We start from the raw sequence: 20,070 nt of genomic DNA, 5'->3' as shown, positions 1-20,070 counted from the left end.
AAAGAGAGTCATCATGAAAACTGAACATATCGACCGCCCGGCGATCCTTGCCGAAATGAACGCGGCGTTTTATCGCTATGAACAGGCGCTGATCAGTAACGACACCGCCGTACTTGACGAACTGTTCTGGCATGACCCGCGTACTGTGCGTTATGGCGCGGGGGAAAATCTTTACGGCATTGATGCCATCCGCGCATTCCGATCTGCGCGATCGTCGCAGGGGTTAGACCGGGATCTGGTCAACACCACCATCACCACCTTCGGCGATGACATGGCCGTCGCCAGCACGGAATTCCGCCGTGAAGGCACCGACAAGATTGGGCGTCAGCAGCAGACGTGGGTGAAGATGGCGAGTGGCTGGAAGATTGTGGCGGCCCATGTGAGTCTGATGGTTTGACCGAACCATTGGGCGGTTCAGCTTTGGAAATTTTCTCCTCCCCCTGCGAAGGGGGAGGTTGGGAGGGGGTTTTAAGGGCTAACACCGGATCAGAGAAAACTCTGAGATCTTAATTTCTGTTTAATACCCCACCCCAACCCTCCCCTTCGCAGGGGAGGGAGTTTAATAGCTGTCGCTATGGCCAGTTTGGGCGGCGAGCCCAAGGTGTTGAATTTCGGGATTAAACACCGAAATGTTTAACCCAATGGTCGGCAATATCCTGCCGCTTACAAACCCACACCTTCTCATGTGACCCGATGTAATCGAGAAACCGCTGTAAAGCGCGAAATCTCCCCGGACGGCCGAGGATCCGGCAGTGCATACCGACCGACATCATTTTCGGCGAAGTTTCCCCTTCAGCGTACAACACGTCAAACGTGTCTTTCAGATAGGTATAAAACTGCTCGCCGGTGTTGAAACCCTGCGGGGAGGCGAAACGCATATCGTTGGTTTCCAGCGTGTAAGGGATCACCAGATGCTGTTTCGTTTCGCCACTTTCCAGTTTCACCGGCATCCAGAATGGCAGGTCGTCGCCGTAATAATCGCTGTCATACTGGAATCCGCCCGATTCCGCGACCAGCTGACGGGTGTTCGGGCTGTCGCGGCCGGTGTACCAGCCCGATGGCGCTTTACCGAACAGGTCGCTCAGCACGGTGACCGCTTTTTGCATGTGCTCCGCCTCTTCGGCTTTGCTCATGTTCTGATAATGGATCCAGCGCCAGCCGTGGCTGACGATATCGTAATCGGCCGCTTTGATGGCGCTGACGATTTCCGGATTGCGTGCCAGCGCCATCGCCACACCGAAAACAGTCAGCGGCAGACCGCGTTTCTGAAACTCGTTGTGGATGCGCCAGAACCCGGCACGGGATCCGTATTCGTACAGTGAATCCATCGACATATGGCGGTCGGGGAAACTGGCTGCACCAATGATGTCAGACAGGAATTGCTCAGAACCGGCATCACCGTGCAGAACGTTGTTCTCTGCGCCCTCTTCGTAATTCAGCACAAACTGCACGGCGATGCGGGCGTTGCCCGGCCAGTTGGCGTGCGGCGGACGTCCGGCGTAACCGATTAAGTCACGCGGATAAGTTTCGCTAAAACCGTATTCCATATCAGACATAGTGTTCTCTCAGATTCAGCCCGGCAAAACGGCCAGACAAAGGTTTTTCCAGCGGATAATCCAGATCGCCATGTTTACTGGTCGTCAGACGCAGCGCCGCCAGCGACTCAACCATTTTCACCGCCGCGCTGACCCCGTCGATCACCGGGATATTCAGCTCCAGCGTCAGTGCCTGCGCCAGATCGGCCATTCCGCCGCAACCCAGGACAATCGCCCCGCTGCCGTCGGATTTTTTGACCGCGATACATTGCTCACGCACTTTTTCCTGCGCCAGTCCGCTGCCGTCTTCCAGCGACAGCACCGGCAAATCGATGGCATGTAAAGCGGCGCAATGGCGTTCAAAGCCGTACTGATGCAGCAAATGGCGGGCGATGGTCAGCGTGCGCGGTAAGGTGGTGACAATCGAGAAACGCGTCGCCAGCAAGGTGGCAAGATGCATCGCCGCTTCGGCAATGCCGATCACCGGCGCACGTGCCAGCTCGCGGGCAGCGAGTAATCCCGGATCGCCGAAACAGGCAATAATGTGCCCGTCCACGCCCGCGTCACGCCCGGCTTTTATCTGCTGCAATACGCCGAGCGTCGCAATCGCTTCATCGAAATGCCCTTCAATGGACGGTGCCCCCTCTTCAGGGCAAACCGCCAGAATTTGTGTCTCCGGCGACGCCACCGAGCGGGCGGTGTGCGCCATGACCTCAGTCATCGCCAGACTGGTGTTCGGGTTGATCAGTTGTATACAGAGCGGGTTGGCCATCAGTCAGCGTCCTTACCGGTGACCGGCTTCTGCGTGCCAAAAATCTGCGCAAAATCCGGCGTGTGTCCGTTGTTCTGCTCAAAACGCAGGCTGGCGACGATGCTGTCGAAGTGATGCGCCATGCTCTCCGTCAGCCCGGCGACATCGCGCTTTTTCAGCAAATCGATAAGGTCGTCATGGTCATGACAACGGCAGCCCTGTTGCCACGGCGCGCCCCAGGCGGCAATCGCCAGCGAGGAACGCAGGGTCAGTTGCGAGACGGATTCGGTCAGCACTTTATTGCCGGAAATGGCCTGTAGCTGAACGTGGAAGGCGGCGGAAAGGCGGATCGCCGCAGCGCCGTTGCGTTCATCGTGAGCGCGCTTTTCTTCCTGCACCAGTTTTTTCATCGCCACCAGATGCGGCGACTGGCAATGCGCGATCACCTGCGGCAGGTTGGCGCACTCCAGAATTTTACGGGTGGCGAACACATCGCGGGATTCCTGAGCATCCGGCGTGGTGACATGCGCACCACGTTTGGGCAATAACGTGACCAGTTGCACTGCGGCAAGGCGTTGCAGGACGCGGCGGATCCCCGTGCGGCTTACTGAAAACACCTCAGCCAGCGCTTCTTCCGGCAATTTGCTGCCAGGCAAAAGCTGGTGTTCCACGATAGATCTCACCAGCGCGTTATAAATATGGTCGTCCTTATCCTCGGTAAAATAGGCTGTATTTAGCCCGTTCCAACTGGTCATTGCCGTTACTCCGTATACCGTTCGAGAATTTAATCGTATACATGAAAGTGATTTTTTGTATACAAAAAATGAAATTTGGCCTGATTCATGCAGTGCTCCTGTGACTGCTTTTTCACTTTAGGCAGCCGGGACCCGGCTTCCGACTTTCACATGTTGTTTATGACAGGAGCACGATTTATGCCAAATCAGGAAATCACCTCCGCCACGGCGTCATCTGAACAGAGCGCCGGGATCATCAAACCTTATTACAGCCCGCGGCTGTGTAACGATGATCTTGCTCCCACCCGTCATCAGAACTGGAGCTGGTACAACATCTTTTCTTTCTGGATGTCCGATGTGCACAGCATGGGCGGTTATGTGGTCGCCGCGAGTTTCTTCACCCTTGGCCTGACCAGCTGGCAGGTGCTGCTGTGTTTGCTGTGCGGGATTTGTATCGTGCAGATTTGTGCCAATCTGGTGGCGAAACCCAGCCAGCAGGCCGGTGTACCTTACGCCGTCATTTGCCGTCAGGCATTCGGCGTGTTTGGCGCGAACATTCCGGCGGTGATCCGCGGGCTGATCGCTTTCGCCTGGTACGGCATTCAGACCTATCTGGCGGCTAACGCATTAATGCTGGTGCTGCTGAAGTTCTTCCCGTCGCTGACACCGCTGACCGTGCCGCACTGGCTGGGTCTGTCGGCGCTGGGCTGGATCTGTTTCGGTATTATGTGGGTGTTGCAGGCGATGGTGTTCTGGCACGGGATGAGCGCCATCAAACGCTTTATCGATGTGGCAGGTCCGGCGGTGTATATCGTCATGCTGATGCTGGCGGGCTGGATTTTGTATAAAACCGGTCTGAGCAATATCTCTTTCACATTGTCCACCAAAACGCTGACCGTCGGCCAGCAGGGCTGGGAAATGCTGACCGCGACGGCGCTGGTGGTGTCCTACTTCTCCGGTCCGTTGCTCAATTTCGGCGACTTCTCCCGTTACGGCAAAAGCATGGGCGAAATCCGTCGCGGTAACCGCTGGGGGCTGCCGTTTAACTTCCTGCTGTTCTCGATTGTCACCGTGGTGATCGTTTCCGGGACGCAATCTCTGTTCGGCCAGATGATCACCGATCCTATCGAAACCGTCAGCCGGGTGGGTAACAGCGTGGCGGTGGCGCTCGGTCTGCTGACCATGATCATCGCGACCATCGGTATCAATATCGTAGCGAACTTTGTGTCACCGGCGTTCGACTTCTCCAACTGTTCACCGCAGAAAATCAGTTTCCGTACCGGCGGGATGATCGCCGCCGTCGGTTCCGTTCTGCTGACGCCGTGGAACCTGTTCCAGTCACCGGAAATTATCCACTATACGCTGGACGTTCTGGGGTCATTCATCGGGCCATTGTTCGGGATTCTGCTGGCGGATTATTACCTGATTAAACGCGGTCATATGGATGTGGATGCGCTGTTTAACGCCACACCTTCCGGCCGTTACTGGTACCGCAACGGGTTTAACCCGAAAGCGATTGCCGCGCTGGTACCTGCGGTGGCGATTGGTCTGATCATCAGCTTTACCCCGAGCCTGCATCAGGTGGCGAACTTCAGCTGGTTTATCGGTGCGTTTCTGGCCGGAGGTTTTTATCGTTATATCGCCCGTCATGACCGCGTAACCAGCGGCGCAATGGGCTTTATGAAAACCGAAGTGGAATAAACAGGTCGTTTTGCAGGGAGGGATGAAGCCAGGACGGCTGAAACGACGAAGCCCTGAGTGATTTCTCACTCAGGGCTTCTGAATAGTGGCGGAACGGACGGGGCTCGAACCCGCGACCCCCTGCGTGACAGGCAGGTATTCTAACCAACTGAACTACCGCTCCGCGTTTTGTTCTGGTTAAGAACGGAGCGGATATTAAGGAATGCCCGCCTTTACGTCAATGCTTTTCCTGATATTTTCAATCAACCGCACAGTTTTTCCGCAGGCTGGATAATTTCAGTGCAAAACTCAGTAAAAGCCGCTTACGAACGCCACAAACAGCTGCCGCCCTTTTTCACCACCAGATCCAATCTTTCTTCGTGCCACGCCAGTTCCTGCTCCGTCGCCGTAATCACTTTTAAACCGGATGCCGGACGCGCCACGCGCTGGATCCCCAGACCGTCCGCACCGGTATTTTGCTCGCCTTCGTGGGTGAACTTAATGCTGGTCTGGCCGCCGGTCATCATCAGATAAACTTCGGCAAGAATTTCGGAGTCAAGCAACGCGCCGTGCAGCGTTCGCTTGCTGTTGTCGATCAGGTAGCGATCGCTGAGGGCATCGAGGTTGTTACGCTTGCCGGGGAACAGCTTACGCGCCATCGCCAGGCTGTCGGTGATTTTACAGAACGTTTCCGTTTTCGGCAGATCGCGTCCGAGCATGTCGAACTCGTAATCCATAAAGCCGATGTCGAACGTGGCGTTATGAATGACTAACTCGCCGCCGCGAATGTACTCGATAAAGTCGTCAGCAATCTCAGCAAAGGTCGGTTTATCGGCCAGAAACTCGTCACTGATACCGTGAACGCCAAAAGCTTCAGGATCCACCAGACGATCGGGTTTGAGATAGACATGGAAGTTGCGGCCGGTCAGGCGGCGGTTAATCACTTCAACGGCACCGATTTCGATAATCCGGTGTCCTTCATAATGGACGCCCAGCTTATTCATACCGGTGGTTTCGGTATCGAGAACGACGATCCTGTTAGAGGTGTTTTGTAAATCCATGGCTCATTATCCAACGGTGACGGTCAATTGCAGAAACGATCTGCCCGGCCACGAAACAGAGACGCGTGCCGGGCAATTTATCTTACGCGGGGATTTGCTGCGTAATGCAGTGGATGTTACCACCACCCAGAAGAATTTCACGGGCCGGAATGCCGGTGATTTTATAATCCGGGTACATCTGAGCAAACATCGCTTCAGCCAGCGGATCGGTTTTCGCATCCAGCAGCGGGAAGATGATGTGGTTATTGCTGATCAGGTAATTGACGTAAGAGGCCGCCAGACGGTTACCTTCCACACGCTCAATGGCCGTGCCAGGCAACACGCCGATGGTTTCTTCTGCGCTAGCATGCATGACCGGAGGCGACGGCATTTTCCAGATTTTCAGGCTGCGGCCCTGAGCATCTTTCGCCGCTTCCAGCACCTTTAACGCCGCCAGAGAGCGCGCGTACTGCGGATCCTGCTGGTCGTCAGTCCAGTGCAACGCGACCTCACCCGGACGAACAAAACAGCACATGTTGTCCACGTGACCGTCGGTCTCGTCGTTGAACACGCCCTCTTCCAGCCAGATAAATTGCTCAACACCGAGCGTTTCCCGCAGCTTCGCCTCAATCTCTGCTTTCGACCAATCAGGATTGCGGTTCGGATTCAGCAGGCATTCAGCGGTGGTCAGCAAGGTCCCTTCACCATCGACATGAATCGAGCCGCCTTCCAGCACCAGATCGGTCGACAGGTACGGAATGTGGTGATAATTGGCAACCTGACGGGCAACCAACTGATCGCGTTCCCAGCTGGAGTAAAGGCCGCCGTGGAAACCGCCCCACGCGTTAAACGTCCAGTCGATCGCCAGACGATCACCCTGCGGATTCACCACAATGGTCGGGCCGGTGTCACGCATCCACGCGTCATCACTTTCCATTTCCACCAGCGTAATCTGGGCAGGCATCACTTCACGCGCGTTCGCCATTTCCGCTGCCGGCACCGCCATAAAGACCGGCGTGGTGGTGGCAATCGCTGCCGCGACATTCGCAAAAGCCAACTGCGCCGGACGGCCGTTGGAGCGCCAGTTGTCAGTACGGTAAGGCCAGATCATCCAGACCGCTTGCTGTGATGCCCATTCAGCGGGCATCACAAAACCTTCAGCCTGAGGGGTGATATCAATAGAAGACATCCGTTATTTCCTTGTTGAACCGTCAGATGTGGCGATAGCGCCGTACATTTCAGGGCGACGGTCACGGAACAGACCCCAGGATGCGCGCTGGGCAGCGATGGCATCGAGATCAAAGGTGTGAACCAGCACCGCTTCATCCGTCTTGTTGGCCTGTTCGACCAGCGCACCGGTCTGATCCGTAATAAAGGAGGAACCGTAGAACGTCATCTCGTAATCAGGAATGAATTTGCTTTTTTCAGTGCCGATGCGGTTTGAAGCGATCACCGGCACCAGGTTTGCCGCCGCGTGCCCCTGCTGAACGCGGGTCCAGTGTGGCTGGCTGTCAATGTCCGGATAGGCAGGTTCGGAACCGATGGCCGTCGGATAGAAGATGATTTCCGCGCCCTGCAATGCCAGACAACGTGCGGTTTCCGGGAACCATTGATCCCAGCAAATGCCCACGCCAATTTTCGCGTAACGGGTGTTCCACACTTTGAAACCGGTGTCGCCGGGAATGAAGAATTGCTTTTCCTGATAGGCCGGGCCGTTCGGAATGTGCGTTTTGCGATACACATCCAGTACGCTGCCGTCAGCATCGATCATGACCAGCGAGTTGTAATAGGCGTTGTTGCACTTCTCAAAGAAGCTCAGAGGCAGCACCACTTCCAGTTCTTTCGCCAGCGCAGAGAAATGACGAATGAGCGGGCTGTCATCCAGCTCTTGCGCCAGACTGTAATGCTCAGGGCTCTGATCAATACAGAAATACGGTGCAGCGAAAAGTTCCTGAATAAGAATGACTTGCGCGCCTTTCGCCTGCGCTTCGCGAACCAGCTTTTCGGCGTTAACAATATTCTTTTCCAGATCCCAGCTGCAGCTCATTTGTGTTGCAGAAACCGTTACATTTCTCATTAGACATCCTTAAAGCATTGAAAAAATTGGCAGTGAAAAAACCATGAAAGACTCAACTCACTCAGAGTTTTGAACTGGCACTCTGCATTTTCCTATTATATTGCAAAAGACCGCGCTCTCCAGCCAAAAGAGTGATGAATGGCCGGGTAACGGCTGACACGCCCCTCTTTCAGACAGTTACACCCCAAGATATTACTGTGCCGGGCACGCCGGTTTATGTCAGACTTGGCGTTTACTTTTGATCACAGAGCCTGCCAGAAATGACCAAACAGGTAGAGATTTTCACCGATGGCTCCTGCCTGGGTAACCCCGGCCCCGGCGGTTTCGGTGCGATTTTACGCTATAAACAGCACGAAAAAGAGTTCAGCGCAGGTTTCCGTCTGACCACCAATAACCGCATGGAAATGATGGCGGCGATTGTGGCACTGGAAGCCCTGACGTCACCGTGCGAAGTGACACTGAGCACCGACAGTCAGTACGTCCGTCAGGGGATCACGTCGTGGATCCATAACTGGAAGAAACGGGGCTGGAAAACCGCAGACAAAAAACCGGTGAAAAACGTCGATTTGTGGAAGCGCCTTGATGCGGCGATCCAGACGCATCAGCTGAACTGGATGTGGGTTAAAGGTCACGCCGGACATCCTGAAAATGAACGGTGTGACATACTGGCAAAAGACGCGGCGGGCAATCCGACGCTGGATGATGTCGGCTATCAGGCAGAGAATTAACGTCGCAGAACCCATCGTAACAGGAGAAGGAGCAAAGCTTCAGTCGCGATGCTCTTTTCTGTAGCTCTTGGTTGCGCCCACCGCCTGCGGTATTTTTTGTTTCTGCGCGGGCACTTTCTTCGCCGTCGGCGTCAGCGGGAAGGTGCGTTTGCGGGCGATGATCAGCGTCATACAGCCCAGCGCGGGAAGATGCGTACTCAGTAATTTGCCGCCATTCTTTTTCCACGGCAGCACGTGAAAACGCCGGTGCACCATCACTTCATAATTGAGCAATGACAGCCAGTCGAGCAGGCGCATCTGGGTAAACAGGCGGCTGCTGTATGGCTGGCGTTTTCGAAACACCGGCATCAGTTTTCCGATCCCCAGCAGACTGAGCGGGTTAAAGCTGCTGAGCACCATCCAGCCATCATCAATCAGCACGCGATCCACTTCCCGCAGAATACGGTGCGGATCGTCCGCGTAGGCCAGCGTATGACTGAGCAGGCAGGCATCCACCGACTTGGCCGCAAAGGGTAAATAGTACGGATCGCCCCGCACATGCAGCCCCTCGCCTTCGGGCGCAAAGTTCACCTGATGCGAGATAGGACACGCCTGCGCGTCGATTTCGGCACTTAATGCGCCGATTTTCAGCAGGTGAAAACCGTAGAGTTTGCCCCACCAGGGTTGCAGTTGTTGCTCAAGCGCGGCACGGTAATGGTCTCCGCACGGGATATCTTCCCATGAAGCCGGTGCAACAATGGTCTTACGGGCGCGGGCTGGTCGCATAGTTTGTTATCTTCTTTCAAGCAGTTGCCAAAGAGAGGTTGCCATGAATCTTATCAGTATTCCTGCGTTGCAGGACAATTACATTTGGATGCTGGATGACCAGCAGGGGCATTGCCTGATTGTCGATCCCGGTGAGGCGGCTCCGGTTTTAGCGGCGCTGAAAAAGGCCAATTTAACCCCGACGGCGATCCTTCTGACCCATCATCATCATGACCATGTGGGGGGCGTAAACGAGATTTGCAGCCATTTTCCGGGTCTGAAAGTGTACGGACCTCACGAAACTGAGAACAAATTTAGTCAGATTAGTCTTAAAAACGGCGATAAATGGGTAATCGGCGGTCTGGAATGGCAGATCTTTGCTACGCCCGGGCACACACTTGGTCACATTTCATACTATAGCGCGCCTTATCTTTTCTGCGGCGATACGATGTTTTCTGCCGGATGTGGTCGGTTGTTTGAAGGAACGCCGGAGCAAATGTACCAGTCGTTTCAACGGTTAGCTGCCTTGCCTGATGAAACTTTAATCTGCGCCGCGCACGAGTACACTCTCTCAAATCTTAAGTTTGCGCGTGCTATTTTACCGGCTGATGATGATATTCATTCTCATGAGCACAAAGTGCAACAAATGCGGGAAAAGGGACAATCTTCCCTGCCTTCAACCCTCGGTCTTGAGCGTAAAATTAACCTCTTTTTACGATGTGATGATGTTGATTTACAAAACAAATTAAACCTTAGCGATCCCTTAACGCCTCACTGGCAGGTTTTTGCCCGTTTAAGGGCACTCAAGGATAGCTTCTAGACCCAAAGGTTGTGTTTTTTTTCGAAGCAAAGTATTATCGCTCGTCTTTTAAGCAACTATGACACACACATGAAGGCAAACGCGATCCTAATAATCGCCTCCATGTTGCTCACAGGTTGCCAGGCGTCCAGGCAGGGCGTGAAGGTACCGGAACAACATGCACAGAGTTTGTCTTCAGCAAGTCAAAGTGAAGCAGGACAGTACACAGATGATGGCCGAGCGGCATCTGGGGGATGGTTGGATGGAAACGACACTGTCTCCCAACAAAATTTGTGGAACTTCATAGGCGACGAGCTGAAGATGAAGGTTCCGGATAATCCCCGGATCCGCGAGCAAAGAGTTAAATATTTAAAAAATAAGAGCTATCTCCACGATGTAACATTACGGGCAGAGCCGTACATGTACTGGATCACCGAGCAGATTAAGAAACGTAATATGCCGATGGAACTGGTACTGCTACCCATAGTGGAGAGCGCTTTTGACCCCAAAGCAACCTCGTCAGCGAACGCTGCCGGGTTGTGGCAGATTGTGCCGCAGACGGGTCGAAATTATGGTTTGAAACAAAACCAGTGGTATGACGGACGCCGCGATGTTGTGGCTTCGACGACTGCTGCGCTTGATATGATGCAACGTCTGAACAAGATGTTTGGTGGCGACTGGTTACTGACCGTGGCTGCGTATAACAGCGGTGAAGGCCGTGTCATGCAAGCGGTGAAAGCGAACAAAGCCAAGGGCCGTTCAACGGATTTCTGGGCGCTGGCGCTGCCACGTGAAACATCGATTTATGTGCCGAAAATGTTAGCGTTGAGCGACATCCTCAAGCACAGCAAGAAATACGGTATCAGTCTGCCGAAACCGAGTGAAGACCGTGCTCTGGCGCGTGTTGAAGTCGGCCAGCAGATGCAGCTGACTCAGGCGGCTGAGATGGCGGGCATGTCCCTGACCAAACTCAAGTCGTTTAACACTGGCTACAAGAAGAATGTGACCGCGCCGAATGGCCCGCATTACATTGTTCTGCCGAAGGCGCATGCCGACCAGTTAAAAGATTCACTGGCTGATGGCGATATCGCCGCAGTACAGGAAACCAAACTGGCCAGCAACACGCCGTCTGGTGCAAAAGAGTACAAGGTGCGCTCCGGCGACAGCTTGTCTGGTATTGCAGCCCGACTGAATGTGAAGACCCGTGATTTACAGCGTTGGAACAATTTGCGCTCAGCAGGCGCGTTAAAAGTTGGGCAAACACTGCAAGTGGCGGATAACAGCGTCAGCAGCACCAGTGTGAATGGCGGCAGTATCACGTACCAGGTACGTAAAGGCGATTCATTGTCGAGCATTGCCAAGCGTCACGGCGTCAACATCAAAGATGTGATGCGCTGGAATGCGAATGCCGACAACCTGCAGCCGGGCAACAAGTTAACGTTGTTCGTCAGCAACAAAATGAGCCCTGATACCTGAGTCTGAAGGTACCGGCAATAAAAAAGCACCCTGATCACTCCGGGTGCTTTTTTTATGTCTGCGTTTTTTTGACGGACGAATTAAGCGTTACTGCGTCAGCGGCTTATCAGCCAGGAATTCCACCCGCAGCGGGTTATGATCCGACGCCCGCGTTTCCATCACTGACGCGCTGGTGACGCTCAGGTCGCGATAGAAAATGAAATCCAGCGGCCTGCCAAAGGCGCGTTTGCGATAGTCCGCCGGGAAGCGCACTTCCTCCAGATGGATATTGCCCGCAAAGCCGAACAGCGCATTGATGCGTTGCCTGCTCCAGGCATTGAAATCCCCCGCCATGATCACCGGGCCTTTATGGTTAGCAATCTGCTCACCAATCGGGTCAAGCTGCTTACTGTACACGTCGATCCCGATACTGAAATTCACCGCGTGGATATTCACCACCATCAGCAAACGCCCATCCAGAAGCGGATACACGGTGACGAGTGCCGATTTAGAGAGCCTCAGAAGCGGCTCACGCTCACGCAGCGGACAACAATAGACCGGATGCGCAGCAGAGAGTGTCATCACGCCAGAGGGGTGCTGAGGCAGCATAAACGCGGGTACCTGATCCGCCGCCAGATAATTCGACGTGGCATACCGGATCAACTCGGGCGTGGTTTGCGCTTCCTGAAGCAGCACCAGTTGCGCATCTTTGCCGTAATCGCGCAGGACTGACAACCAGTCAGCCCGCTGTTGTTTGAAGATATTCCACACCATGACGCGCAAAATATTCGAATTCGGCAGCGCAGCACCCGGCGGCAAATCCGGCCCCAAATGTGCGAGGACGCCCGGAAAGATTTGCTCTGCGGGCTGACCTGCGACATACCTCATTGCATATGTTTTTTTCCGCACGCTAATCGCCTGTTACCCGTTATATCGTTGCTATATGAGAGAGATTCCCACAGCGAAAGTTCAGTATACGCCCGCAGGCGCTCAGGCCAAATCTGTTTACATTGGTATACAACCTGGTCACATCTACAGGCTAGCATAAAAACAAAAACGGCCCGCCAGAGGCGAGCCGTGAAGACACAAAATTCAGGAATAATCAGGCCAGCGCCGCTTTGGGCTTGCGATCCAGATGCCCGCTCAGGCGGATAAGTAACAGCGCACCCGCGACGATCACCGCACCAATCCATGGCGTTTGCGCCAGCCCAATCGTAGACACCACCTGCCCGCCAATCACCGAACCTAAGGCAATACCGACGTTGAAGGCGGCGATATTCAGGCCGGAGGCGACATCCACCGCATCAGGCGTCACCTCTTCGGCTTTCTGTACCACGTACACCTGTAATCCCGGCACGTTACCGAAAGCAAAGATGCCCATCACCAGCAGGGTGATTAACGCCGGAACACCAAAGCCTGAAGTGAACTGGAAAATCAGTAACAACGCGGCCAGTGCCGCAAAGATGATCGTCAGCGCTTTGACTGCGCCGTGACGGTCAGCCAGTTTGCCGCCCCAGATATTACCCACCGCTACCGACACACCGTATGCCAGCAGGATCCAGCTGACCATGCTGGCAGAGAAACCAGCCTGCTCCTGCATCATCGGCGCGAGAAAGGTAAAGGTGGTGAATACGCCGCCGTAACCCAGCGCGGTAATGGCGTAAATCAGCAGTAAACGCGGGTTCATCAGCACTTTTACCTGATCGGCAATGCGCGCCGCCGGTTTATTTTTGATGTTATTGGGCACCAGAATGGCGCTGGCGATAATCGCTATCACGCCAATCAGCGAGACGGCGAGGAAAGTTTCGCGCCAGCCGAAATGCTGCCCGATAAATGTCCCCAGCGGCACCCCGGTGACCAGCGCAACCGTCAGGCCGCCGAACATCAAGGCAATGGCCGACGCCGCTTTTTCCTTAGGCACCAGGCTGGTGGCGATGGTCGAGCCAATCGAGAAGAACACACCGTGCGCCAGCCCGGTCAGCAGACGCGCCATCACCAGCGTATTGTAATTGGGTGACTGCCACGCCAGCAGATTGCCCAGCGTGAACAGTACCATCAGGCCGATGAGCAGGGCTTTACGCGGTACACGGCCGGTCAGCGCGGTCAGCACCGGTGCGCCAATCGCCACGCCAAGCGCGTAAATGGAAACCAGCAAACCGGCCGACGGGACGGAAACCCCCAGTTGCTGCGCGATGGTCGGCACAAGGCCGACGATAACAAACTCTGTTGTTCCTATAGCGAACGCACTGATGGTCAGTGCTAATAGTGCAAGCGGCATAACCTTTACTCCACATGAATATCGATTTGATAGCGGCTATTATCGGCTTGTGCTTAAATGACAGAAATAACCAAAGTATCAATTGATTTATGCTGGAGTAACAACAATGCGAGCCAGTTCTGAAGAATTGATTACCTTTGTCACGGTGGTGGAAAGCGGCAGTTTCAGTCGCGCAGCAGAACAGCTGGGGCAGGATAATTCCGTGGTCAGCCGGACCCTGAAACGTCTGGAGAAAAAACTGGGGATCACCCTGCTCAACCGCACCACGCGTCAGATCAGCCTGACGCACGAAGGCGAGCGGTATTTTGTTCGTGTGCAGAAAATCCTGCATGACATGGCGGCCGCCGAAGATGACCTGCTGGAGAACCGCGACGACCCGCAGGGGCTGTTGCGGGTTGATGCCGCGACGCCGGTCATTTTGCATCTCATATCGCCGCTGGTGGCGGAATTTACCGAACGTTTCCCGAAGATGTCGCTCGCGCTATTTTCGTCCGAGAGCAATATCAATCTGATTGAGCATAAAGTGGATGTGGCGATCCGCGTGGGTGAGCTGGAAGATTCCAGCCTGCGGGCGCGCAAGCTGATGCTGAGCTACCGCAGCGTGCTGGCCTCGCCGGATTACCTTAATAAATGGGGAACGCCGGAAAATGCCGATGACCTGCTGAAGCACCGCTGTCTGGGTTTTAACGAAGTGGTTGCGCTGAATAAATGGCCGCTGCTGTGCGCTGACGGTCAGCAACTGACGGTCACGCCGTTTATCAGTTCCGGAAGTGGTGAAACGCTGCGCAGGCTGTGTTTACAGGGCAACGGGATTGCCTGTCTGTCGGATTTCATGACGGATGAAGATGTCGCGCGCGGCGATCTGGTGAAACTGCTGGTGCCGGATATCCTGCGCATCGCCATGCCGTTCCACGCGGTGTATTACAGCGATCAGACGGTCAGCACGCGGATCCGGTGCTTTATTGATTTTCTCAGTGAGAAGCTGGGAACCCGTGGGGGGTGAAGGTTGATTCCTCCCCGGCGAAGGGGAGGCGTTTAACGATCAATCCCAGTCTGGAGCCAGACCTTCCGGGCTGACCAGACGGCCATTGCGTTCCAGCGCGGCGATCTGCTGCATATCCGCTTCGGTCAGGGTCAGTTGCTGCGCCAGCAAATTGCTTTGCAGGTTTTCGCGTTTGGTCGATGACGGGATCACCGCGTAATCCAGCTGCAACGCCCAGGCCAGCACCACCTGCGCAGGCGTCGCGTTATGGCGTGCGGCGATCTCAATAATGGTCGCGTCTTTCAGCGCATCGCCGTAAGCCAGCGTCATGTAAGACGTGATGGCGATGCCGTTCTGACGGGCAAAATCCACCACGGTCTGGTTTTGCAGGAACGGCGACAGTTCAATCTGATTGGTCGCGATCTGATCCGCACCGACCGCGTCGATAGCTTCCTGCATCAGGGCAACGGTGAAGTTGGAAATACCGATTTCACGGGTCAGCCCCATTTTCTTCGCTTCCACCAGCGCGTGCATCGTTTCTGCCACGCTGACCGCCTGATTTGGCGACGGCCAGTGGATCAAGGTCAGATCGACATAATCCGTTTTCAGCTTACGCAGGCTTTCTTTCAGGCTGTCGGCCAGCTTGTCCGCAGCGAGGTTTTCGATCCAGATTTTGGTGGTGATGTAGAGTTCTTCACGGGCGACGCCACTGTCTGCCAGCGCCTCGCCGACGGCGGCTTCGTTATCATAAATCTGTGCGGTATCAATGGCGCGATAGCCCAGTTCTACGGCGGTGGCGACCGACGCTTTTACCACGTCATCTTTCAGGCGGAAGGTACCCAGACCGAATGCAGGAATGCTCATTGTGCTCTCTCTTAATAGTAATCAGGTCAATGTTGGAAGAGAGTATGAACCGGTGCTTCATGGATAAAAACGACTGCTTTGCCACAAGACTTTTGATGACAGCGCAATAATCAGCGGGGTGAAAAGCGCAACCACTGGCGCGGCGCCTGCGGCTGTAGCCTGCCGGACGCGGCGTTAAACACCCATTCTTTTACCTCCGTGACGCGGGCAGGCAGCGCCAGCGCCCGCATCACGGCGTCGTCACCGGCAACCCATAACAGGCTGTCGGTAAAAGGTTCAGAGGTATATTTTCCTGCCACCGGATCGGGACGGATCCTGTCCATCTGCCACACGCTGCCGCCCTGCTGTTTCAGCCAGGCTTCACGCAGGCACCACAGTTGCCAGAAGGCCATAACCGGATCGGGCTGTTCTGCCAGCCACTGACATTCCGCCGAAGTGAATGCTTCCTTCGCCACCGCAAGATAGCGGGGTCGCGGGCGGATCTGCTCCACATCGCCGCCGGTTTCTGCCGCCGCACACAGCACCAGTTGCAGATGATTTTTACTGTGACTGAGGGAAAAATGCGGCAGGGAAGGATCGGTAAAAGAGGGTTTTCCCTGCTCGGAAAGCTGCATTGCGGGCAGCATGTCGCCGCCGTACAAAGCCGCCAGTGCTTCCGCCAGCAACGCCCTGCCCGCCAGCCATTGCTGGCGACGGGCAGCAGACAGACTGTCACTTTTTGCGCGCAATTCTGCGGGCAGGCGTGACAGCGAAAAAGCATCATCCAGCAGCGCGGTCACAAGGTACGCGGAATTCATCGTTTACGGCCAGCGGCGGAAAACCAGTGACGTATTGATGCCACCGAATGCAAAGTTGTTGGACTGAATAAACTCCGTCTGAATATGCCGCGACTCCCCCATCACATAATCGAGGTCGCCACACAGCGGGTCGGGATGGGTCAGGTTGATGGTCGGCACAAACCTGTCCTCGCGCATCATTTCCAGCGACATCCAGGCTTCCAGCGCCCCGCAGGCACCGAGCGTATGGCCGAGGTAACTTTTTAGCGAGGAAATCGGCGTCTGATTGCCAAACACGGCAGCGGTGGCATGACTTTCGGCAATGTCACCGCGATCCGTCGCCGTACCATGCGCACTGATATAGCCAATTTCAGAGGCCGGAATGCCGGCATTTTTCAGCGATTTTTCGATACAAATCTGCATGGTCGATTGCTGTGGCTGGGTGATATGCGCGGCGTCGCAGTTGGTCGCAAACCCGATGACTTCGGCGTATATCTTCGCACCACGCGCCTGAGCATGTTCCAGCGACTCGAGGATCAGCGCCCCCGCGCCTTCACCAATCACCAGACCGTCGCGCTGTGCATCAAACGGGCGCGGCGATAAATCCGGGTGATCATTTTGCTGGCTGGTGGCAAACAGGGTGTCGAACACTGCCGCTTCGGACGGGCACAGCTCTTCCGCGCCCCCTGCCACCATCAGGGTCTGGTAACCGTGTTTAATGGCTTCATAGGCGTAACCGATGGCCTGACTGCCAGAGGTGCAGGCGCTGGACGTCGGGATCACCCGGCCTTTCAGGCCAAAAAACAGCCCGGTGTTGACCGCCGTGGTGTGCGCCATCATCTGCACATAGGTCGTGCCGGTAATATTATTGGTGTGTTTTTCCGTCAGCATGGTGGCGAATTCGCTGACCGGCCCGGTACTTCCGGTGGATGAACCGAACGCAATGCCGGTTTCACCGTCGGTCAGGATCGGATCGTCGAGTAAACCCGCCTGTTCCAGCGCCAGTTCCACTGCGCGGGTAGACAGCAGGGAAACCCGTCCCATCGAGCGGATGCGTTTTCGGGTGTAATGCGCGGGCAACACAAAATCATCAACGGGCGCGGCAAGATGCGTATTCAGCCCCTGATAAATCAGCCATTCATCCATATGGCGGACGGCATTTTTGCCCTGTTGCAGGCGGGCCGAAATCTCATCCCAGTGATGGCCAAACGCGGTAATCCCTTTCATGCCGGTAATCACAACGCGATGCGTCATACCATTCCTCCGTTGATGGAGATCACCTGCCGGGTAACATAACCGGCAATATCAGACATCAGATAGCTGGCCAGCCCCGCGACTTCTTCCGCCTGCCCCATGCGTTTAAGCGGGATCATGCTCATGGCGGCGTCGAGCGCCGGTTTTTCCATCTCCAGCATACCGGTATCAATCAGCCCCGGTGCGATACAGTTTACGGTGATTTTGCGCTTTGCCAGTTCCAGTGACAGCGCTTTGCAGGCACCGATGATCCCCGCTTTTGCGGCGCTGTAATTGACCTGGCCGCGGTTGCCCGTAATGCCGGAAACCGAGGAAAGCGCGATAATGCGCCCGCCCTGACGCAGGCCGATCATCGGCATCACGCAGGGCTGTAAGACGTTGTAAAAGCTGTCCAGATTGGTGTGGATCACGCCGTCCCAGTCTTCGTCAGTCAGTGCCGGAAAGGCTGCGTCACGGGTGATCCCGGCGTTATTGACCACGCCATAATACGCGCCGTGCGTGGCGATATCGGCGTCAATCACCTCGCGGCACTGCTGGCGGTTGCTGATATCAAACTGCACCAGTCGCCCTTCACCGCCGTGAGCCGTGATCTGCTGTAACGTGTTTTCTGCCCCGGTTTTATCGCTGTGGTAGTGGATCACTACCTGAAAACCATCGCCGGCAAGCTGGCGGGCAATGGCCTGGCCGATGCCTTTGCTGGCACCGGTCACTAATACCGAACGTGTCATTGTGGTTTCCCCTGTGTGAGCGTAATGAGTTCTTCCTTGTCTGGCTGATAGGTATTCAGCCTTCCCGTGGCAACCTGCAGGTTGTCTTTTTCCTGTTTAATGCTGATAACACCTTCAAAACTCGCGATTTTCTCGTCACGCAAAACCAGCGAAACCTGAATCAGCAATTCACTGCCTGCGGCAAATTCCGCGACGCTGCATTTCACCGCTCTTGCGCCGAGAAGCATGCCAACCTGAGGCGCTTCCCCTTGCTGCGCGCCATGCCAGCCACTCCACACCCCCACGGTTTGCGCAATCAGTTCGATGGCGTACCACGCGGGCAACGCGCCCCGGGCATTCAGAAACGGTGCCAGCACGCTGTCCGGCGACACCACCACGCTGCACAATGCCGTGTCGTTTGCGACTTCAATGACGCTATCCAGCAACACCATCGGGGCAGCATGTGGCAGGAATGCCTCTGCAGACAGGGTATTCATGACGGCCTCCCGATCAGAATGCTGGCGTTATTGCCCCCAAAGGCAAAAGAGTTCGACAGGATCACGGGCCGGGTCAGCGGCTCATGCCCTTCCACCAGCCGGATCGCAGGCAGGCCGGGATCCCTTGGCGTGACACTGAAATCCTGTGGCGGCAACGGTAAACCGCTGGTCAGGATCAGCCAGCTCAGTGCGGCTTCCGTCGCCCCTGCCGCGCCCAGCGTGTGGCCGGTGAGGTGTTTGGTGGAGCTGCATGACGTCCCGCCGCCAAACATTCTGTGGATCACGGCGGCTTCAACCTGATCGTTGAGCGGCGTGGCGGTGCCGTGAGCATTAATGTATCCCACGTCACTGGCCTGAAGTCCGGCCTGTTGCAGTGCCATCGCGATTGCCCGTTCCGCGCCCAGACCTTCAGGATGCGGCGCGGACATATGCCAGGCGTCGGAAGATTCTCCGGTGCCCAGCAGCGCAACGTCTGCGGGTTCACGGGTCAGCAGGATCAGTGCCGACGCTTCGCCGATATTGATGCCGTCACGATCCTGTCCGAACGGCGTACAACGTCCGCGTGAGAAAGATTCCAGACTGTTAAAGCCATTCACCGGCATGCGGCACAGACTGTCCGCACCGCCCACCAGCGCGGCATCGGCCAGTCCGGCGTCGATCAGCCGCTTTCCGCTGATGATCGCTTTGGCGCTGGAAGAACACGCGGTGGATAAGGTGTAAGCGGGACCGCTGAGATCCAGCCATTCCGCCATAAACTGCGAAGGATCACCCAGTTCCTGCTGCTGATAGTCGTAGCCCGGCGGGAATGTCCCGTGCTGATGCAAACTGCGCACCGCCTGTTCCCCTTCGGCAATGCCGGAGGTGCTGGTACCCATGATCACCGCGACGCGATCTTTACCGTACCGGCCAATAGCGGCATCGACCTGCGTGCGAATTTGCGCCAGCGCCGCCAGCAATAACTGATTATTCCGGCTGCGGTGCGGTGCAAACCGGGACGGGATGGCAGGCAGATCGCCGGTCACGCTGCCGAGCCAGACTGGCCGGTTTTCCGTCAGCCAGCCTTCCTGCAACGACATGCCGGGCGCGACGCCAGCCCTCAGGCTGGCAGCGATGCGCGCATTGTTGTCTCCCAGCGCGTTCACCATGCCCACGGCGGAAAAATAAATCAT

Annotated in this window: 21 protein-coding genes and 1 tRNA gene; 6 read left to right on the top strand and 16 right to left on the bottom strand. The window is 55.7% G+C overall.

Annotation, left to right across the window (positions count from 1 at the left end; all coding sequences use genetic code 11):
- Positions 1 to 13 precede the first annotated feature (13 nt).
- Positions 14 to 397 carry an oxalurate catabolism protein HpxZ gene (hpxZ, locus tag J9880_RS12305; RefSeq protein WP_095923160.1) on the top strand — a complete coding sequence of 128 codons (384 nt, stop codon included), beginning with the start codon at positions 14 to 16 and terminating at the stop codon, positions 395 to 397.
- 220 nt (positions 398 to 617) lie between these two features.
- On the opposite strand, the gene puuE is transcribed toward hpxZ, so the two are convergent.
- From puuE to J9880_RS12290, 3 genes are read right to left on the bottom strand one after another with little or no spacing between them, the layout of a single operon-like run.
- Positions 618 to 1,556: an allantoinase PuuE gene (gene puuE, locus J9880_RS12300; RefSeq protein WP_119822746.1), complete on the bottom strand. Its 939-nt coding sequence runs from the start codon at positions 1,554 to 1,556 to the stop codon at positions 618 to 620.
- Entirely contained in the window at positions 1,549 to 2,307 is a 759-nt protein-coding gene (locus J9880_RS12295; RefSeq protein ID WP_232769391.1) for an aspartate/glutamate racemase family protein, read from the bottom strand. The genes puuE and J9880_RS12295 overlap by 8 nt, the downstream gene beginning before the upstream one ends.
- Positions 2,307 to 3,041, bottom strand: a complete 735-nt coding sequence (locus J9880_RS12290) for a GntR family transcriptional regulator (RefSeq protein WP_232769390.1) — start codon at positions 3,039 to 3,041, stop codon at positions 2,307 to 2,309. The genes J9880_RS12295 and J9880_RS12290 overlap by 1 nt, the downstream gene beginning before the upstream one ends.
- A 177-nt stretch (positions 3,042 to 3,218) precedes the next feature.
- On the opposite strand from J9880_RS12290, the gene J9880_RS12285 reads away from it, so the two are divergent.
- On the top strand, positions 3,219 to 4,721 hold the full coding sequence (locus J9880_RS12285) for an NCS1 family nucleobase:cation symporter-1 (protein WP_095923164.1): 1,503 nt from the start codon (positions 3,219 to 3,221) through the stop codon (positions 4,719 to 4,721).
- Between the two features lie 86 nt (positions 4,722 to 4,807).
- Here the strand turns inward: J9880_RS12285 and J9880_RS12280 are convergent.
- The 4 genes from J9880_RS12280 to aguB form a co-directional block, all read right to left on the bottom strand.
- Positions 4,808 to 4,884: transfer RNA gene (locus J9880_RS12280), tRNA-Asp, on the bottom strand.
- A 139-nt stretch (positions 4,885 to 5,023) separates the two neighbouring features.
- Positions 5,024 to 5,761 (bottom strand): DNA polymerase III subunit epsilon, encoded by a 738-nt coding sequence (dnaQ, locus tag J9880_RS12275; protein ID WP_095923165.1) that lies wholly within the window; start codon positions 5,759 to 5,761, stop codon positions 5,024 to 5,026.
- A gap of 82 nt (positions 5,762 to 5,843) precedes the next feature.
- Positions 5,844 to 6,929: an agmatine deiminase gene (gene aguA, locus J9880_RS12270; protein ID WP_119822749.1), complete on the bottom strand. Its 1,086-nt coding sequence runs from the start codon at positions 6,927 to 6,929 to the stop codon at positions 5,844 to 5,846.
- Positions 6,930 to 6,932: 3 nt separating this feature from the next.
- Positions 6,933 to 7,817: an N-carbamoylputrescine amidase gene (aguB, locus tag J9880_RS12265; protein ID WP_232769389.1), complete on the bottom strand. Its 885-nt coding sequence runs from the start codon at positions 7,815 to 7,817 to the stop codon at positions 6,933 to 6,935.
- A gap of 260 nt (positions 7,818 to 8,077) precedes the next feature.
- Between aguB and rnhA the strand changes: the two genes are divergently transcribed.
- Positions 8,078 to 8,545: a ribonuclease HI gene (gene rnhA, locus J9880_RS12260; protein WP_095923168.1), complete on the top strand. Its 468-nt coding sequence runs from the start codon at positions 8,078 to 8,080 to the stop codon at positions 8,543 to 8,545.
- Positions 8,546 to 8,584: 39 nt separating this feature from the next.
- Here rnhA and J9880_RS12255 read toward each other — a convergent pair whose 3' ends face one another.
- The gene (locus J9880_RS12255; RefSeq protein WP_095923169.1) at positions 8,585 to 9,310 is read right to left on the bottom strand and encodes a methyltransferase domain-containing protein; all 726 of its coding nucleotides are present in this window, start codon (positions 9,308 to 9,310) and stop codon (positions 8,585 to 8,587) included.
- A gap of 43 nt (positions 9,311 to 9,353) precedes the next feature.
- On the opposite strand from J9880_RS12255, the gene gloB reads away from it, so the two are divergent.
- Both gloB and mltD read left to right on the top strand, forming a co-directional pair.
- Positions 9,354 to 10,109 carry a hydroxyacylglutathione hydrolase gene (gene gloB, locus J9880_RS12250; RefSeq protein WP_232769388.1) on the top strand — a complete coding sequence of 252 codons (756 nt, stop codon included), beginning with the start codon at positions 9,354 to 9,356 and terminating at the stop codon, positions 10,107 to 10,109.
- A 69-nt stretch (positions 10,110 to 10,178) separates the two neighbouring features.
- Positions 10,179 to 11,564 (top strand): murein transglycosylase D, encoded by a 1,386-nt coding sequence (gene mltD / locus J9880_RS12245; protein WP_232769387.1) that lies wholly within the window; start codon positions 10,179 to 10,181, stop codon positions 11,562 to 11,564.
- A gap of 87 nt (positions 11,565 to 11,651) precedes the next feature.
- Here mltD and J9880_RS12240 read toward each other — a convergent pair whose 3' ends face one another.
- The gene (locus J9880_RS12240) at positions 11,652 to 12,452 is read right to left on the bottom strand and encodes an endonuclease/exonuclease/phosphatase family protein (RefSeq protein WP_119822751.1); all 801 of its coding nucleotides are present in this window, start codon (positions 12,450 to 12,452) and stop codon (positions 11,652 to 11,654) included.
- Between the two features lie 193 nt (positions 12,453 to 12,645).
- Positions 12,646 to 13,821 (bottom strand): MFS transporter, encoded by a 1,176-nt coding sequence (locus J9880_RS12235; RefSeq protein ID WP_232769386.1) that lies wholly within the window; start codon positions 13,819 to 13,821, stop codon positions 12,646 to 12,648.
- A gap of 106 nt (positions 13,822 to 13,927) precedes the next feature.
- Here J9880_RS12235 and yafC point away from each other — a divergent pair, with 106 nt between their 5' ends.
- Entirely contained in the window at positions 13,928 to 14,824 is an 897-nt protein-coding gene (gene yafC, locus J9880_RS12230) for a DNA-binding transcriptional regulator YafC (protein ID WP_232769385.1), read from the top strand.
- A 39-nt stretch (positions 14,825 to 14,863) separates the two neighbouring features.
- Here the strand turns inward: yafC and dkgB are convergent, their stop codons facing one another.
- The 6 genes from dkgB to J9880_RS12200 all read right to left on the bottom strand — a co-directional run bounded on the left by dkgB (position 14,864) and on the right by J9880_RS12200 (position 20,070).
- Entirely contained in the window at positions 14,864 to 15,667 is an 804-nt protein-coding gene (gene dkgB, locus J9880_RS12225; protein ID WP_119822754.1) for a 2,5-didehydrogluconate reductase DkgB, read from the bottom strand.
- Positions 15,668 to 15,777: 110 nt separating this feature from the next.
- Positions 15,778 to 16,464, bottom strand: coding sequence for a 4'-phosphopantetheinyl transferase superfamily protein (locus tag J9880_RS12220; RefSeq protein ID WP_232769384.1), 687 nt, complete (start codon positions 16,462 to 16,464; stop codon positions 15,778 to 15,780).
- Positions 16,465 to 16,467: 3 nt separating this feature from the next.
- Positions 16,468 to 17,697 carry a beta-ketoacyl-ACP synthase gene (locus J9880_RS12215; RefSeq protein ID WP_095923177.1) on the bottom strand — a complete coding sequence of 410 codons (1,230 nt, stop codon included), beginning with the start codon at positions 17,695 to 17,697 and terminating at the stop codon, positions 16,468 to 16,470.
- Positions 17,694 to 18,425 carry a 3-ketoacyl-ACP reductase FabG2 gene (locus tag J9880_RS12210; RefSeq protein ID WP_095923178.1) on the bottom strand — a complete coding sequence of 244 codons (732 nt, stop codon included), beginning with the start codon at positions 18,423 to 18,425 and terminating at the stop codon, positions 17,694 to 17,696. The genes J9880_RS12215 and J9880_RS12210 overlap by 4 nt, the downstream gene beginning before the upstream one ends.
- Positions 18,422 to 18,901 (bottom strand): ApeP family dehydratase, encoded by a 480-nt coding sequence (locus J9880_RS12205; protein ID WP_131692829.1) that lies wholly within the window; start codon positions 18,899 to 18,901, stop codon positions 18,422 to 18,424. Before J9880_RS12205 ends, J9880_RS12210 begins: the two co-directional genes overlap by 4 nt.
- Entirely contained in the window at positions 18,898 to 20,070 is a 1,173-nt protein-coding gene (locus J9880_RS12200; protein ID WP_232769383.1) for a beta-ketoacyl-[acyl-carrier-protein] synthase family protein, read from the bottom strand. The genes J9880_RS12205 and J9880_RS12200 overlap by 4 nt, the downstream gene beginning before the upstream one ends.

Source organism: Rahnella victoriana, assembly GCF_021276285.1.
Taxonomy (GTDB): domain Bacteria; phylum Pseudomonadota; class Gammaproteobacteria; order Enterobacterales; family Enterobacteriaceae; genus Rahnella; species Rahnella victoriana.
Note: the sequence above shows the minus strand (reverse complement) of the source record. Positions and strands in the feature narration are given on the sequence as shown.

Coding starts and splice junctions, on each gene's coding strand:
- hpxZ (WP_095923160.1), top strand. CDS start 14: ATGAAAACTGAACATATCGACCGCCCGGCGATCCTTGCCGAAATGAAC.
- puuE (WP_119822746.1), bottom strand. CDS start 1,556: ATGTCTGATATGGAATACGGTTTTAGCGAAACTTATCCGCGTGACTTA.
- J9880_RS12295 (WP_232769391.1), bottom strand. CDS start 2,307: ATGGCCAACCCGCTCTGTATACAACTGATCAACCCGAACACCAGTCTG.
- J9880_RS12290 (WP_232769390.1), bottom strand. CDS start 3,041: ATGACCAGTTGGAACGGGCTAAATACAGCCTATTTTACCGAGGATAAG.
- J9880_RS12285 (WP_095923164.1), top strand. CDS start 3,219: ATGCCAAATCAGGAAATCACCTCCGCCACGGCGTCATCTGAACAGAGC.
- dnaQ (WP_095923165.1), bottom strand. CDS start 5,761: ATGGATTTACAAAACACCTCTAACAGGATCGTCGTTCTCGATACCGAA.
- aguA (WP_119822749.1), bottom strand. CDS start 6,929: ATGTCTTCTATTGATATCACCCCTCAGGCTGAAGGTTTTGTGATGCCC.
- aguB (WP_232769389.1), bottom strand. CDS start 7,817: ATGAGAAATGTAACGGTTTCTGCAACACAAATGAGCTGCAGCTGGGAT.
- rnhA (WP_095923168.1), top strand. CDS start 8,078: ATGACCAAACAGGTAGAGATTTTCACCGATGGCTCCTGCCTGGGTAAC.
- J9880_RS12255 (WP_095923169.1), bottom strand. CDS start 9,310: ATGCGACCAGCCCGCGCCCGTAAGACCATTGTTGCACCGGCTTCATGG.
- gloB (WP_232769388.1), top strand. CDS start 9,354: ATGAATCTTATCAGTATTCCTGCGTTGCAGGACAATTACATTTGGATG.
- mltD (WP_232769387.1), top strand. CDS start 10,179: ATGAAGGCAAACGCGATCCTAATAATCGCCTCCATGTTGCTCACAGGT.
- J9880_RS12235 (WP_232769386.1), bottom strand. CDS start 13,821: ATGCCGCTTGCACTATTAGCACTGACCATCAGTGCGTTCGCTATAGGA.
- yafC (WP_232769385.1), top strand. CDS start 13,928: ATGCGAGCCAGTTCTGAAGAATTGATTACCTTTGTCACGGTGGTGGAA.
- dkgB (WP_119822754.1), bottom strand. CDS start 15,667: ATGAGCATTCCTGCATTCGGTCTGGGTACCTTCCGCCTGAAAGATGAC.
- J9880_RS12220 (WP_232769384.1), bottom strand. CDS start 16,464: ATGAATTCCGCGTACCTTGTGACCGCGCTGCTGGATGATGCTTTTTCG.
- J9880_RS12215 (WP_095923177.1), bottom strand. CDS start 17,697: ATGACGCATCGCGTTGTGATTACCGGCATGAAAGGGATTACCGCGTTT.
- J9880_RS12210 (WP_095923178.1), bottom strand. CDS start 18,425: ATGACACGTTCGGTATTAGTGACCGGTGCCAGCAAAGGCATCGGCCAG.
- J9880_RS12205 (WP_131692829.1), bottom strand. CDS start 18,901: ATGAATACCCTGTCTGCAGAGGCATTCCTGCCACATGCTGCCCCGATG.
- J9880_RS12200 (WP_232769383.1), bottom strand. CDS start 20,070: ATGATTTATTTTTCCGCCGTGGGCATGGTGAACGCGCTGGGAGACAAC.